Origin of the sequence: Brevibacillus sp. (assembly GCF_003521185.1) — a bacterium.
GTDB lineage: Bacteria > Bacillota > Bacilli > Brevibacillales > Brevibacillaceae > Brevibacillus > Brevibacillus parabrevis.
In genome coordinates this window covers 134952-148784 of sequence record NZ_DOTK01000049.1, presented here as the reverse complement: position 1 = coordinate 148784, position 13833 = coordinate 134952, and the positions used below count along the sequence as shown (strand labels likewise).

The window sequence follows — 13833 nt, the reverse complement described above, 5'->3', positions numbered from 1 at the left end:
ACAGGAGGGAAGAAGTAAGATGGCGAATGGACGCGTGGTTCAGGTAATGGGTCCGGTTGTTGACGTCGAGTTCGACCGCGGACACCTGCCTGCCATTTACAATGCGATCAAGATTCAACATAAAGCACAAAGCGCTGGCGAGCGCGACATCGACTTGACAGTTGAGGTTGCAACTCACCTGGGTGATAACCTGGTTCGTACCGTTGCGATGTCTTCCACTGACGGTTTGGTTCGCGGTATGGAAGCCGTTGATACAGGTGCAGCTATCTCCGTTCCAGTGGGTGCAGTTACCCTCGGACGCGTATTTAACGTATTGGGAGAGCCGATCGACCTGCAAGAGCTGGGTCAAGTAGATCGTCGCGACCCAATTCACCGTAAAGCTCCTGAGTTCGTAGACCAAGCAACTACTGTTGAAATCCTGGAAACAGGTATCAAAGTAATTGACCTCTTGGCTCCGTACATCAAGGGTGGTAAGATCGGTCTGTTTGGTGGTGCGGGTGTAGGTAAAACCGTTACGATCCAAGAGCTGATCAACAACATCGCGCAAGAGCACGGTGGTATTTCCGTATTCGCTGGTGTAGGTGAGCGTACCCGTGAAGGTAACGACCTGTACCACGAGATGAAAGATGCAGGCGTTCTGCCGAAAACCGCGATGGTATTCGGTCAAATGAACGAACCGCCTGGTGCGCGTCTTCGCGTAGCGTTGACCGGTCTGACAATGGCGGAGTATTTCCGTGATGAAGAAGGCCGCGACGTTCTTCTGTTTATCGACAACATCTTCCGCTTTACCCAAGCGGGTTCCGAGGTATCCGCTCTCTTGGGCCGTATGCCATCCGCGGTAGGTTACCAGCCAACACTGGCTACCGAAATGGGTCAGCTGCAAGAGCGCATTACTTCTACGAAAAAAGGTTCCGTAACGTCTATTCAAGCGATCTACGTACCAGCGGATGACTATACTGACCCGGCGCCTGCGACTACGTTTGCTCACTTGGACGCTACTACCAACCTGGAGCGCTCCATCGCTGAGTTGGGTATCTTCCCTGCGGTAGACCCACTCGCATCCACTTCCCGTGCTCTGACTCCTGACGTAGTTGGTCAAGAACACTACGATGTGGCTCGTGGCGTGCAAAAAATCCTGCAACGTTACAAAGAATTGCAAGATATCATCGCGATCCTTGGTATGGACGAGCTGAGCGACGATGACAAACAAGTGGTTGGCCGCGCGCGCCGCATCCAACGCTTCCTGTCCCAGTCCTTCCACGTTGCCGAGCAATTTACTGGTAACCCGGGCCAATACGTGCCATTGAAAGAAACGGTTCGCAGCTTTAAAGAAATCCTCGAAGGCAAGCACGACCACCTGCCAGAGGGCGCGTTCCTGTATGTAGGAACGATTGAAGAAGCGGTAGAAAAAGCGAAGAAAATGGCGTAAGACACCCTGGAAAGGGGAGACGATTAAATGAGTAAGATGACAGTTGAAGTCGTAACTCCTGAACGGGTTGTCTATAGCGGTCAGGCTGAAATGGTCATTGCTCGCGGTGTTCAAGGGGATCTCGGTATTTTGCCGAACCATATGCCACTGGTGAGCCCGCTGAAAATAGCGCCTGTTCGGATCAAGACAGAAGGCGAGAAAGAAGTAAAGATGGCTGTAAGCGGCGGCTTCATGGAAGTGCGCGGCGATAAAGTAACCATCCTTGCTGAAACGGCTGAATTGCCGGGAGACATCGATGTTGAACGCGCGAAGGCAGCGAAAGCTCGCGCCGAGAAGCGTTTGGCTGAGAAATATGCCGAGCTCGACGTCCAGCGTGCTGAGCGTGCGCTGCAACGTGCGATGGCACGTCTCGACGTAACGAAGTAAGCGTAAGCTTGATATCCCCGCGCCCATGTGGCTGCGGGGATTTTTCGGTTACGAGCGCGTATGGCGATACATGCATGCTGGGCATGATATTTCCAGTTGGTAATCGCCTATCGTTTCTGTGTATAATAGACCTAATGCCCTGCCGTCTGACATGATTTTTTGCGACAGCATAATGTGCGGCACTGGCTAGTGGAATTAAAGGAGAGTGTACTGATGCAAACCATTCGCGATATTCGCCACAATCAGGATGGCGTAGTGATTCCGAGCGGCTTCGCGGCCAATGGCTGGTCGAACGTGCTGTCTCATGAGATGAATGTCCTGTTTCAGGCTCTGTGTTTTGTCGTAACAGAGTACGAGACAAAAGCGGAGATGGAAAAAGGACTGGATGAAATCGAAGCGTTGAAAGGCGCCTTTTCTGTACCTGCCAAGGAAGCATTTAAATCGGAAGAAGACTATGAAGGCTATGTAGACCTGCTGAACCGCTTCAAGGCATTCCTGAAGCGTTCCGATTACGCTTATCCTGCATCCCGTGTGGAAGCGATTGAGCTTTTCGTAAAATGGGGTCTTGTGATCGACAACGAAGACGCGTGGGATATTCCTGTCCACCCGTTCCCGGATGTACCTCAGTTGTTTAATCTGAGTGAAGCGGAATCGCTCGCCCTGGCGCATGTAAAGCTGGAAGCGCTGGTACACCCTATTTTCAGCCGTCTGGTCATGATGCTGCATGAACGCGATGAAAACACGTTTAGCATCTCCAAGGCAGAAATGAAAGAAATGCTGAATACGAATGACCAGATGCTTACTGAAGTTTTGATCAAGCTGACTCCGTATATGGAAGAGGCGATCGAGAACGTACTGGAACTTCCGGATGATGAGAAACTGAATTTCACCATTGTATGGGAGCGCATTTACGAAGACTTCCTCGGTCAGCAGTTTTCAAGCAATGTTCAATAATGCACAAAATAAATACGCCTGACGGACATATTCGTTTGGCTATTATATGATGCTGGAAAAACTTAGGGAAAAATCTCTAAGTTTTTCCCTTTATATGGGACTACAGGAAGGCTTTCGTTAGACACCCAATTGGCAATTTGATATAATGATAAAGGTATTTTTTTCTAGCAGTATCGGTCTGCGACTACGTTCATACCTTCATCTGCGATGCTGCAAGGAGTACCCTTTTGATGATGTTCATACTTCATCTGGAGGGCAGCGCAAGACAGATTCATATCTTTCTTACGAGCGGAGGGAACGTGGGTGATTGACATCTATACCAACAATTATGTTATTGTCGCGATCTTTTTGTTTCTCGGTGTGTTGTTGCCCGTAGCTACTGTCAGCTTCGTTGGTCCACTACTGCGTCCAAAGAAACCGACACGGGAGAAGCAAACCACTTATGAAAGCGGTAACATTCCTGTTGGTGACAGCTGGGTACGTTTCAACGTGAAGTATTACATCTTTGCCCTTATGTTTGTCATTTTCGATGTAGAAACACTCTTTCTGTACCCGTGGGCCGTCGCTTACAAAGAGTTGGGGCTGTTCGCCCTGGTCGAGATGGTCATCTTTATATCCTTGCTTGTGGTAGGGCTGATTTACGCGTGGAGAAAGAAGGTGCTGGAATGGAACTAGATCTGACAAGCATTGCGCCTGAATTGCAAGAAGAACTGAATCGAAACGTCATGTTTACGACTTTGGAAACGGTAAAAGGATGGGTGCGAAGCAATTCGCTCTGGCCTTTGACTTTTGGCCTTGCCTGTTGCGCGATTGAGATGATGGGAACCGGGGGAGCGCGATACGATCTGGACAGGTTCGGGGTAATTTTCCGGGCTTCGCCGCGCCAATCCGATGTCATGATCGTAGCCGGAACGGTTACGAAAAAAATGGCTCCATTGCTGCGCCGCTTGTACGACCAGATGCCTGAACCGAAGTGGGTGATTGCGATGGGGTCCTGTGCGACGGCGGGCGGACCATATGTGCGCTCGTACAGTGTCGTAAAAGGTGTCGATCAGATCGTTCCCGTCGATGTATACATTCCGGGGTGTCCACCTAACCCTGCCGCCCTGATTTACGGAATCAACAAACTTCAGGAAAAAATCCGCTATGAAGCGAAGACTGGGAAGCGGGTGACCAGTCCATGAGCGAAGAAAAACGCAGGCCAACGCCGGAAGAAAAGGCGCAGGCAGCAGCCGAGGCGCGCGCCAAAGCTGAAGCTTTGCGAAAATTAAGAGAACAGGAAGAGCAGGGCGCAGAGGCAGCTCCACCAGCTCAAGAAGAAGCTCAGGCACAAGCCGCAGATTCGCAAGAGGAAGCAGCACCAGCAGCGAAGCCAGTCTCGGAAATGACACCGGAAGAAAAAGCAGCAGCGAAAAAGGCGGCAGCGGCAGAAGCGATTGCCAAAGCCAAAGCTGCGAAGGAAGCCGGAACAGATGCGCCAAGCGAAGCAGCCACGCCAGCAGCGAAGCCAGTCTCGGAAATGACACCGGAAGAAAAAGCAGCAGCGAAAAAGGCGGCGGCCGCAGAAGCGATTGCCAAAGCGAAAGCTGCGAAGGAAGCCGGAGCAGATACGCCAAGCGAAGCAGCCACGCCAGCAGCGAAGCCAGTCTCGGAAATGACGCCGGAAGAAAAAGCAGCGGCGAAAAAGGCTGCCGCCGCAGAAGCGCTGGCAAAAGCGAAAGCTGCCAAGGAAGCAAAAGAATCTGCCCAGCAGGGAGATGGCGCTTCGTCAGCAGAGGGGGCAGATGCGGAAGCGAAGGCAAAAGCCGCCGCAGCGGCCAAAGCAAAAGCAGCTGCCGCCGCTGCAGCTAAGGCGAAGGCCGAGAGAGAAGCGAGTGGCTCGCCAGCAGATGGCGGGGATGATGACGCCAAAGCGAAAGCCGCCGCAGCAGCAAAAGCCAAGGCTGCCGCCGCAGCCGCTGCAAAGGCAAAAGCTGCTCAAGCGACTGGCGATGGAGCGGAAGCAGCAGAAACGCCAAAAGCTCCTTCCAAAAACCAACCGTATCTCGACAAGTACGTGCTGCGTATTACAGAGAAGTTCGGCAAAGAAGTGCTGGAAGCCAGTTATATTAACGAATTGGCCAAGGAAGTCCCGACATTGGTTATTCAGAACGAACGGTGGCACGAGATTGCCCAGTTTCTGAAAGAAGACGGGCAATTGGCCTTTGAATATTTGTCAGATTTGCATGGCGTCGATTATGAGGACAGGATGGAAGTTTATTACCATCTGTACTCCTACAAAAATCGGCAAAGCCTGGCGGTAAAAGTCAAAACCAGTCGGGAACAGTCGTCTGTGCCGTCTGTCATGGACGTATGGAACGGCGCCAATTGGAATGAAAGAGAGACTTTTGACTTGTTGGGGATTCATTTCCCGGGACATAAGGATTTGCGTCGAATTTTGCTGCCGGATGATTGGGTAGGCTATCCGCTGCGAAAAGATTATGTGCAATACGACGAGGAGGTTTAACTGATGAACCAGAACATCCTCACAACAAGTGTCGATACCTCTTCAGAAAACGGCATTCGCACGGAAGAGATGCTTCTGAATGTCGGCCCGCAGCATCCAAGTACACACGGAGTATTTCGCTTGGTCGTCAAAATTGATGGCGAAACGATCAAGGAAGCTATTCCGGTCATGGGCTATCTCCATCGCGGCACCGAAAAGCTGGCGGAAAATCTGAACTATACGCAGATTATTCCTTACACCGACAGGATGGACTACGTATCTGCCATGACCAACAACTATGTGCTCTGTCACGCGGTAGAGACGATGATGGGTCTGGAAATACCCGAGCGTGCCCAGTTCTTGCGCCTGATTGCCATGGAATTGAACAGGGTGGCAAGTCACCTGGTCTGGTGGGGAACTTATTTGCTCGACATCGGTGCAATGGGACCGTTTCTGTATGCGTTCCGCGATCGGGAAATGATCCTTGACCTGTTTAACGAGCTGTGTGGAGCGCGAATGACTTTCAACTACATGCGGATCGGTGGCGTGAAGTGGGATGCGCCTCCAGGCTGGGTAGACAAGGCAAAGGAATTTGTCCAATACATGAAGAAGGAACTGAACAACTACCACCAGCTCGTATCCGGAAACGAAATTTTTATCAGCAGGATCAAAGGCATCGGAAAATTCGACACCAGTACGGCATTGGATTACTCGCTGTCTGGCGTTATGCTGCGAGCCACTGGCGTGAAGTGGGATTTGCGCAAAGATGAGCCATATTGCATCTATGATCGCTTCGATTTTGATGTTCCGACTGCGACAGAGGGCGATTGCATGGCGCGCTATCAAGTGCGCATGGCAGAGATTGAACAGTCGTTGCGCATTTTGGAGCAAGCCCTGGAGCAGTTCCCGAGCGAAGGGGAAGTGATCGGCAAAGTGCCTCGTGTCATTCGGCCACCAGCTGGCGAGACTTATGTGCGGATCGAGTCTCCGCGTGGGGAAATCGGCTGCTACATCGCAAGCCAGGGTAAGGATAAGCCTTGGAGATTGAAATTCAGACGGCCGTCCTTTACCAATCTGCAAATTCTGCCCACATTGTTGCAGGGAGAAAGCCTTGCCAACATGATCGTCATCCTGGGCAGCATCGACATCGTGCTCGGGGAGGTTGACTGTTGATGAATGCGCTTTTGCAGCAAGCCCCCTCATGGGGAAACACTCTCTGGTTTATTTTGGCGGCGGTGATCCTGCTGGCCGTTTTGCTGGGATTCGTCACATACGCTATCTACTTCGAGCGCAAAGTCATCGGTTGGATGCAGCTGCGCATTGGGCCCAATCGCGTCGGGCCTTTGGGACTTTTGCAAACCGTTGCTGACGTTACCAAGCTGCTGTTGAAAGAAGATACGCGTCCCAAGCACGCTGACAAAGCTTTGTTCACATTGGCGCCGATTTTGGCTTATGCGCCCGCCTTCGCTGTCCTGGCAGTCATGCCGTTTACGGAAAGCATCCAGTTTGCCGATTTGGGAATCGGCCTGCTGTACTATATCGCGCTTTCCGGCATTACGGTGCTCGGGGTGATTACGGCTGGCTGGGCTTCGAACAACAAGTATTCGCTGATCGGGGGTCTCCGCTCTGCTGCGCAGATGATCAGCTATGAAGTGCCGCTGGTCATGTCCGTGGTTGGTGTCGTTCTGTTGACGGGCAGCATGAATCTCAGGGAAATTGTCGAGGCGCAGCGGGATGTCTGGAATATTGTTCCGCAGTTTATCGGATTTGCCGTATTTATCATTGCTGCTCAGGCAGAGCTGAACCGTACGCCGTTTGACCTGCCTGAAGCCGAATCGGAGCTGGTAGCCGGATATCACGTCGAATACTCCGGATTCCGTTTTGCCATGTTCATGCTGGCAGAGTACGTGTACATGTTCGGGATGGGGACGCTGATTACGATTTTGTTCCTTGGTGGATGGCTGCCGATTCATCCGGCTTTGGGCTTTATTCCGGGAATCGTCTGGTTTGTGCTCAAGTTCTCGCTGTACATCTTCCTTCAGTTTTGGATTCGGGCTACCATGCCGCGCTTGCGAGTAGACCAACTGATGTCGTTTGCCTGGAAAGTGCTTCTGCCAATCGCGCTGTTCAACATACTGCTTACCGCTGTCGTCGTCTCCTATCAAAACGGGATGTTCTGATTTTGGCGGCAGAAAGCAACTGCTAGGCGTTACGGGTTTCTACGCGCAGGCTTCGCCATTGGCAAGGCGATAGTCAAGTAACTCAAATTCTGAGGGGTGACACACATGCTTGGACTGGCTAAAGGCCTTGGGTATACCTTTAAAAAACTCACGGAGAAAAAAGTTACCCATTTTTATCCGGATGTGCCCTTTCCCATGCCGCCACGCTTTCGCGGCATCCAACACTTTTCCCCGGAAAAATGCATCGTTTGCAACCAATGCGCCCGCATTTGTCCGACCGAGTGCATTCAATTGACAGGGAAGCCCCATCCTGATCCGGATAAAAAGGGAAAGATCATCGATACGTACGATATCAACTTCGAGCTATGCATCTTGTGCGATCTCTGTACGGAGGTTTGCCCTACCGAAGCGATTGTGATGACCAACAACTTCGAGCTGGCAGCTTACAGCAGGGACGAACTGTACAAAAACTTGAAATGGCTGGATGACAACAATACAAACGTCAGGGAGGAGAACTAGCATGACTGGCGAATTTGCAGCCTTTTTTATCCTGTCTCTCCTGACGATTGGCGGCGCAGTCTTCATGATCAGTTTTACTCGTGTTGTACACATGGTAATCTCGCTCGGGGTCACATTTATCAGCATCGCAGGACTGTTTGTTTTGCTCGGAGCAGAGTTTGTAGGCGTGGCGCAAGTGCTGGTCTACTCTGGTGCGATTTCTATTCTGATGCTGTTTGGAATTATGCTCACCAAGCACGATGCCCAGGACGAAGGAACAGGGCGCAAGTGGAAAAACCGCTTCATTCTGTTGTTTGTCGCTGGTTTGTTCGGCCTGTTGTTCTGGGGAATCCAAAACACACCGTGGCCTGCACCACCGCCGCCAGTGGCTTCTCCTGTGAGCAACGCCAAAGAAATCGGACTGGAAGTATTCACGAAGTACGTCATTCCATTTGAACTGTTGTCCGTACTGCTCTTGGTCGCGTTGGTCGGTGCGATCATCATGGCAAAAAAGGAGGGGGATAACGAATGACAGTGAGCATTACCTCCTACTTAATGGTCGCATTGATTTTGTTCTGTGTCGGTTTGTACGGAGCACTGACAAAGCGAAATGCGGTTGTCGTTTTAATCTCGATCGAATTGATGCTGAATGCGGTGAATATCAATCTGGTCGCGTTTTCCAAATACGGCTTGTACCCCGCTGTAGCCGGGCAAATTTTCACCTTGTTCACCATGACGGTTGCTGCTGCCGAGGTCGCAGTGGGTCTGGCGATCTTGATCGCGCTCTACCGCAACAAGGAAACAGTCAATGTAGATGAAATAGACCAAATGAAACGATAGATGGAGACCTGATAAGGAGGACAAAGATGGATACTTTTTTGCACTACGCCTGGCTCATCCCTCTGTTTCCGCTTCTTGCTTTCATCGTGATCGTTTCGTTTGGTCGCCAGTTGAAAGAAGGAGCGGCCATAGTCGGCATCGGGCTGACAGCTGTTTCTTTCGGAATCGCCGTCCTCGCTTTTTGGCAGAGATTCCGGGATGGGGGAGTAGACTACAACTATGTGGTAGATTGGCTTCATGTCGGTGACATCGTGATCAATATGGGCTTTGAGGTAACTCCGCTCAATGCGATGATGCTGGTTATCGTCACGCTGGTCAGCTTGCTCGTTCAGATTTATTCCAAAGGCTACATGCATGGCGACGAGCGCTTTCCGGTGTTTTACCAATATCTCGCCCTGTTCACGTTTTCCATGCTCGGGCTGGTCATTTCTCCGAACCTTTTGCAAGTGTACATTTTCTGGGAGCTGGTTGGTGTCTGTTCCTTCCTGCTCGTCGGTTATTACTATTTCAAACCGGAAGCCAAAGCGGCTGCGAAAAAGGCATTTATCGTTACGCGGATTGGCGACCTGGGATTGTTCATCGGGATATGCTTGCTGTTCTGGTGGACCGGAAGTTTTGAGTACGGGCCGATCTTCGAAAGCGTAGCTCTCGGACGATTGGAGCCATGGATGATTACAGTCGCAGCGATTTTGATTTTTATCGGTGCGATGGGGAAATCAGGTCAATTCCCGCTGCATACGTGGTTGCCTGATGCGATGGAAGGTCCTACGCCTGTATCTGCCTTGATTCACGCAGCGACGATGGTTGCTGCCGGTGTGTATCTGGTGGCTGCGACTTATCCGCTGTTCATCGCTTCTGATACGGCTTTGACTGTAGTGGCTTATGTAGGTGGCATCACGGCGATTTTTGCCGCTTCCATCGGTTTGACACAGCGCGACATCAAACGTGTGCTTGCGTATTCCACAGTCAGTCAGCTCGGGTACATGATGATGGCGCTGGGGGTTGCCGGTGCTGCCGGTTATGTGGCGGGATCGTTTCACTTGATGACGCACGCCTTTTTCAAAGCGTTGCTCTTTCTCGGAGCGGGCAGCGTAATCCACGCCGTACATACGCAAGATGTGTTTGAAATGGGCGGCCTGTGGAAAAAGATGCCTGTCACAGCACTGACATTTTTGATCGGCTGTCTGGCTATTGCGGGAATCTTTCCTTTCGCCGGATTCTGGTCGAAAGAAGCGATTTTGGGCGCTGTATATGGAGCGCATCGCTACGATCTGCTGGTTATTGCGCTGGTTGCGGCTTTCTTTACCGCATTCTATATGTTCCGATTGTTTTTCCTCACGTTCACGGGAAAAGCTCGGGGCAAGCACGAAGCACACGAGTCACCTGGAGTCATGACTGGACCTTTGCTAATTTTGGCGCTGCTTGCTGTAGTCGCCGGATTCGTGAACACGCCTTACGCACCTTTGCTGACTGACTGGCTTTTGTCAACAGGAACAGGTACGGCAATTGTCAACGTGTTTGGCGAAGGAACAGAGCATGCCGCTTCCTGGCTGCAAATCGTCGCTTTGCTCATCTCGGTGCTGGGCGTCATTTTGGCCTACCTGATGTACGGCAAAAAGTCGGTATCGCCAAACAGCATTCCCGAAGCGATGCCGTGGCTCTATCGACTCTCTTACCGAAAATACTATGTGGATGAACTGTACCAGAATGTGATTGTGCGGCCACTTGGCTGGCTGGGAATCATTTTGAACGGGTTTGACAAATACGTGGTGGATGGCCTGGTTGGGCTGACAGCCAAGATTACGCAGGGAATTGGCGCTTTACATGCACGTGTGCAAAGCGGCCAGATCCAGTCTTACGGGGCGATGGTTCTGTTTGGCCTGCTGCTGTTGATCCTTGCCATCAGTTTGACGGTCGAGGGAGGTGGACTCTTTGGTTTCGGGCGCTAATATCCTTTTGTCGTCGCTGGTGTTCTCTCCACTTCTGGCGATTCTCGTGATCGCTTGCATCCCTGGTCGTCGATTCGCGGCAATCAAGCAGGTCGGGATACTGGGAACCTTGTTGCCGTTGATCCTGGCATTTTGGATGTTCGGTTTGTTCAATTACGATACATCCAATCTGCAGTTTGTCGAACGTCATGACTGGATTTCCATTCCGATCGGACTTGCTCAGACAGGTACGGTATTCGCTTTTGAAATCAACTATGAGCTTGGTGTGGACGGGATTTCCATGCCGTTGATTTTGCTGACAGCGATTATCGGAACTCTCGCTGCGGTCGCTTCCTGGCAGATCAAAAAGCGGCTGAAGGAATTTTTCATCTTGTTCCATCTGCTGCTGATCGGGATGCTCGGAGTTTTCGCAGCCGACAACCTGTTCCTGTTCTTCATTTTCTTCGAGCTGACACTGGTGCCGATGTACTTCCTGATCGGAATATGGGGCTATGGCGAACGCGAGCATGCGGCCAACAAGTTCCTGTTGTACAACGGAATCGGTTCCGGCATCATGCTGCTGGCCTTCATCGCTATTTTCGTCGTCATGCGGACACTGAATATCGATCAGATTGCCGCGATTTTGACGACACCGGACCATCCGGTCACAGCAGCGCTGACGCCAACAGTTCGCTTCGCCTTGTTCATGGCCCTGTTCGTTGCCTTCGCGATCAAGCTTCCGGTGTTTCCGTTCCATACGTGGATGCTGAAAGTGCACGTACAGGCTCCGCCGTCCATCGTCATGATTCACTCCGGCATTTTGCTGAAGATGGGGGCATACGGACTTTTGCGAATGGGCATCGGATTTTTCCCGGAACAGGCGTACCAGTTCTCTACATGGCTGGCGATCCTGGGAATCATCAACGTGCTGTATGGCGCGGTGCTCGCTTTTGTGCAAAAAGATTTGAAAATGGTTCTGGCGTACTCCAGTATCAGCCATATGGGGATCGTTCTCCTTGGTTTTGCGGCCATGAACTCGATCGGCTTTCAAGGAGCGATGTTCCAGGTTGTCTCTCACGGTTTTATTTCGGCGCTGTTGTTCTTCCTGATCGGCGTCATTTGGGACCGGACGCAAACTTCGATGATCGACGACCTTGGCGGCTTGTCCAAATCCATGCCATTTGTCAGCGGCGTCTTTTTGGCTGGCGGTATGGCATCGCTCGGACTGCCTGGCATGTCCGGATTTATCAGTGAGTTCTTTGCTTTCCTGGGACTGTTCGGTCGAATGCCTGTACTGGCTGCGATCGGGGCGCTTGGCATCGTGCTTACAGCCGTCTATTTGTTGCGAGCGATCATGCGAACGACATTTGGGCCGACACCAAGCCGCTTCACAGGTCTTGCGGATGCACAGCCGATGGAAGTGATTCCGATGGTCGTGCTTCTCGGGTTTATTATCCTCATCGGCGTATATCCAGCTGTCCTGGGAAATCCGATGCAGCAGGCTCTGAAGACGATCGTACCGATTGTAACGGGAATAGGAGGGTAATCCATGGACGTAAAAGATATATTCTCATATGACTGGAGCTACCTTCTGCCCGAATTTATCATTCTCGGATTTGCGACGTTTCTGTCGCTGCTGGATTTGTTTGCGGGCAAGCGTCTCGGTAGACAGGTGATCGGTTGGCTGTCGCTTGCAGGGGTAGTGTTGGCAGCGGTCTTTGTCTTCGTCAATGTGAATGTGCTCGACAAGCCGTACAGCTACATGGCGGACATGATCCGCATCGATGACTACGGCAATGCTTTCAAGCTGCTATTCCTGGCCGGGACGGCATTTGCGATTTTGCTCTCTCTTTCGTATCTGAAAAAGGGGGAGGTCACCCACACAGGAGAGTATTACTATTTGATGCTGACAGGACTTTTGGGGGCCATGGTCATGGCGTCTTCGGCAGACCTGATCACGCTGTTTGTCGGACTTGAGCTGCTGTCCCTGTCATCCTACGTGCTTGTGGGATTGAGAAAAAAGTCGCTGCAATCGAATGAATCAGCTTTTAAATACGTGGTATCGGGCGGAATCGCCACGGCCGTCATCTTGTTTGGGATGTCGTACGTGTACGGCTTGACGGGTACGACACATATTTACGAGATTTCGTTCCGTCTCGCAGAAGCGGGAATGGCGGGCTATCAGTTCCTCGTGTACATGGCATTTGCGTTTCTGGCGGTCGGGCTTGCTTTTAAAATATCCGCGGCGCCTAACCACATGTGGGCTCCGGATGTATACCAGGGCGCTCCGACTCCCGTAACGGCTTTTCTGGCCGTCGTATCAAAAGCGGCAGGCTTCTCGCTCGTATTCAGAGTCTTGCTGATCTCGTTTTTCAACGTTTCGAACGGAACGGATCGCTTCTTTTTCCAGGAGGCGAGTCTCTATCTCGGCATCATGGCGGCTGCTTCCATGATTATCGGGAACACGATGGCGCTCAGACAAACAAACGTCAAGCGCATGATGGCCTACTCGGGAATTGCGCAGGCGGGGTATATACTCGTTCCGTTTGTGCCGCCGACGACTTTGTTTTTCGGTGAAGTGATCTTCTACCTGTTCGGGTACATGCTCGTCAGCTTTGGTGCTTTTGCCGTCATCATGGTGGTGACACGTGAGCAGGGAACAGAAGATCTGAAAGGTTTTGCCGGTTTGTATCACCGTTCTCCTGTCATGGCGATTGCGATGAGCATTTTCCTTCTGTCGCTGGCAGGGATTCCTGTCACCGCAGGATTCTTCGGGAAATTCTATCTGTTCATGGGTGCGCTGGCCCAGGAAAATTACTGGCTGGCGGCAATCATGATCGTCACAAGCGTCATTTCCTACTATTATTACTTCGGGATTATCAGACAGATGTACATGCGTCAGGGAACGAGCGAAGCTCCGCTTGCCGTGCCAAAAGGCATTTGGACTCTGGTCCTCGTGCTGGCCATCCTGACAGTCGTGTTCGGGGCATTCCCTGGTCTGGTCACCGATTATGTGCAAGTTCATTTCAATCCGTCTTTTGACTTTGGGAATATGCTTCCTCCCAACTTTCAGTGACACTCGTAACGGATGGC

Annotated in this window: 14 protein-coding genes; all 14 read left to right on the top strand. The window is 51.5% G+C overall.

The window, feature by feature from the left end; translation table 11 throughout:
* Nucleotides 1-19 precede the first annotated feature (19 nt).
* The 14 genes from atpD (at nucleotide 20) to nuoN (ending at nucleotide 13816) form a co-directional block, all read left to right on the top strand.
* Nucleotides 20-1429 (top strand): F0F1 ATP synthase subunit beta, encoded by a 1410-nt coding sequence (gene atpD / locus DEP07_RS15945; protein WP_122962596.1) that lies wholly within the window; start codon nucleotides 20-22, stop codon nucleotides 1427-1429.
* A gap of 27 nt (nucleotides 1430-1456) precedes the next feature.
* Nucleotides 1457-1855 carry a F0F1 ATP synthase subunit epsilon gene (locus DEP07_RS15940; protein WP_122962597.1) on the top strand — a complete coding sequence of 133 codons (399 nt, stop codon included), beginning with the start codon at nucleotides 1457-1459 and terminating at the stop codon, nucleotides 1853-1855.
* A 213-nt stretch (nucleotides 1856-2068) separates the two neighbouring features.
* Nucleotides 2069-2809: a DUF6042 family protein gene (locus DEP07_RS15935; RefSeq protein WP_122962598.1), complete on the top strand. Its 741-nt coding sequence runs from the start codon at nucleotides 2069-2071 to the stop codon at nucleotides 2807-2809.
* Between the two features lie 303 nt (nucleotides 2810-3112).
* The gene (locus DEP07_RS15930; protein WP_063229003.1) at nucleotides 3113-3484 is read left to right on the top strand and encodes an NADH-quinone oxidoreductase subunit A; all 372 of its coding nucleotides are present in this window, start codon (nucleotides 3113-3115) and stop codon (nucleotides 3482-3484) included.
* Entirely contained in the window at nucleotides 3475-3993 is a 519-nt protein-coding gene (locus DEP07_RS15925; RefSeq protein WP_063229004.1) for a NuoB/complex I 20 kDa subunit family protein, read from the top strand. The genes DEP07_RS15930 and DEP07_RS15925 overlap by 10 nt, the downstream gene beginning before the upstream one ends.
* Nucleotides 3990-5315, top strand: coding sequence for an NADH-quinone oxidoreductase subunit C (locus DEP07_RS15920; RefSeq protein WP_287102708.1), 1326 nt, complete (start codon nucleotides 3990-3992; stop codon nucleotides 5313-5315). The genes DEP07_RS15925 and DEP07_RS15920 overlap by 4 nt, the downstream gene beginning before the upstream one ends.
* Before the next feature lie 3 nt (nucleotides 5316-5318).
* Nucleotides 5319-6467 (top strand): NADH-quinone oxidoreductase subunit D, encoded by a 1149-nt coding sequence (locus DEP07_RS15915; RefSeq protein WP_063229006.1) that lies wholly within the window; start codon nucleotides 5319-5321, stop codon nucleotides 6465-6467.
* Entirely contained in the window at nucleotides 6464-7474 is a 1011-nt protein-coding gene (gene nuoH, locus DEP07_RS15910) for an NADH-quinone oxidoreductase subunit NuoH (protein WP_173596373.1), read from the top strand. Before DEP07_RS15915 ends, nuoH begins: the two co-directional genes overlap by 4 nt.
* Before the next feature lie 105 nt (nucleotides 7475-7579).
* Complete coding sequence (gene nuoI / locus DEP07_RS15905) at nucleotides 7580-7993, top strand: NADH-quinone oxidoreductase subunit NuoI (protein WP_063229008.1); 414 nt, start codon at nucleotides 7580-7582, stop codon at nucleotides 7991-7993.
* Between the two features lies 1 nt (nucleotide 7994).
* Nucleotides 7995-8504: an NADH-quinone oxidoreductase subunit J gene (locus tag DEP07_RS15900; RefSeq protein ID WP_063229009.1), complete on the top strand. Its 510-nt coding sequence runs from the start codon at nucleotides 7995-7997 to the stop codon at nucleotides 8502-8504.
* The gene (gene nuoK / locus DEP07_RS15895) at nucleotides 8501-8812 is read left to right on the top strand and encodes an NADH-quinone oxidoreductase subunit NuoK (protein WP_122962601.1); all 312 of its coding nucleotides are present in this window, start codon (nucleotides 8501-8503) and stop codon (nucleotides 8810-8812) included. The genes DEP07_RS15900 and nuoK overlap by 4 nt, the downstream gene beginning before the upstream one ends.
* Nucleotides 8813-8838: 26 nt before the next feature.
* Nucleotides 8839-10761 (top strand): NADH-quinone oxidoreductase subunit L, encoded by a 1923-nt coding sequence (nuoL, locus tag DEP07_RS15890; protein WP_122962602.1) that lies wholly within the window; start codon nucleotides 8839-8841, stop codon nucleotides 10759-10761.
* Nucleotides 10745-12286: a complex I subunit 4 family protein gene (locus tag DEP07_RS15885; RefSeq protein WP_173596375.1), complete on the top strand. Its 1542-nt coding sequence runs from the start codon at nucleotides 10745-10747 to the stop codon at nucleotides 12284-12286. Before nuoL ends, DEP07_RS15885 begins: the two co-directional genes overlap by 17 nt.
* A gap of 3 nt (nucleotides 12287-12289) precedes the next feature.
* A complete protein-coding gene (gene nuoN / locus DEP07_RS15880; protein WP_122962604.1) occupies nucleotides 12290-13816 on the top strand; it encodes an NADH-quinone oxidoreductase subunit NuoN in 1527 nt (508 codons plus the stop codon).
* The last annotated feature ends 17 nt before the right edge of the window (nucleotides 13817-13833 follow it).

Coding starts and splice junctions, on each gene's coding strand:
- atpD (WP_122962596.1), top strand. CDS start 20: ATGGCGAATGGACGCGTGGTTCAGGTAATGGGTCCGGTTGTTGACGTC.
- DEP07_RS15940 (WP_122962597.1), top strand. CDS start 1,457: ATGAGTAAGATGACAGTTGAAGTCGTAACTCCTGAACGGGTTGTCTAT.
- DEP07_RS15935 (WP_122962598.1), top strand. CDS start 2,069: ATGCAAACCATTCGCGATATTCGCCACAATCAGGATGGCGTAGTGATT.
- DEP07_RS15925 (WP_063229004.1), top strand. CDS start 3,475: ATGGAACTAGATCTGACAAGCATTGCGCCTGAATTGCAAGAAGAACTG.
- DEP07_RS15920 (WP_287102708.1), top strand. CDS start 3,990: ATGAGCGAAGAAAAACGCAGGCCAACGCCGGAAGAAAAGGCGCAGGCA.
- DEP07_RS15915 (WP_063229006.1), top strand. CDS start 5,319: ATGAACCAGAACATCCTCACAACAAGTGTCGATACCTCTTCAGAAAAC.
- nuoI (WP_063229008.1), top strand. CDS start 7,580: ATGCTTGGACTGGCTAAAGGCCTTGGGTATACCTTTAAAAAACTCACG.
- DEP07_RS15900 (WP_063229009.1), top strand. CDS start 7,995: ATGACTGGCGAATTTGCAGCCTTTTTTATCCTGTCTCTCCTGACGATT.
- nuoK (WP_122962601.1), top strand. CDS start 8,501: ATGACAGTGAGCATTACCTCCTACTTAATGGTCGCATTGATTTTGTTC.
- nuoL (WP_122962602.1), top strand. CDS start 8,839: ATGGATACTTTTTTGCACTACGCCTGGCTCATCCCTCTGTTTCCGCTT.
- nuoN (WP_122962604.1), top strand. CDS start 12,290: ATGGACGTAAAAGATATATTCTCATATGACTGGAGCTACCTTCTGCCC.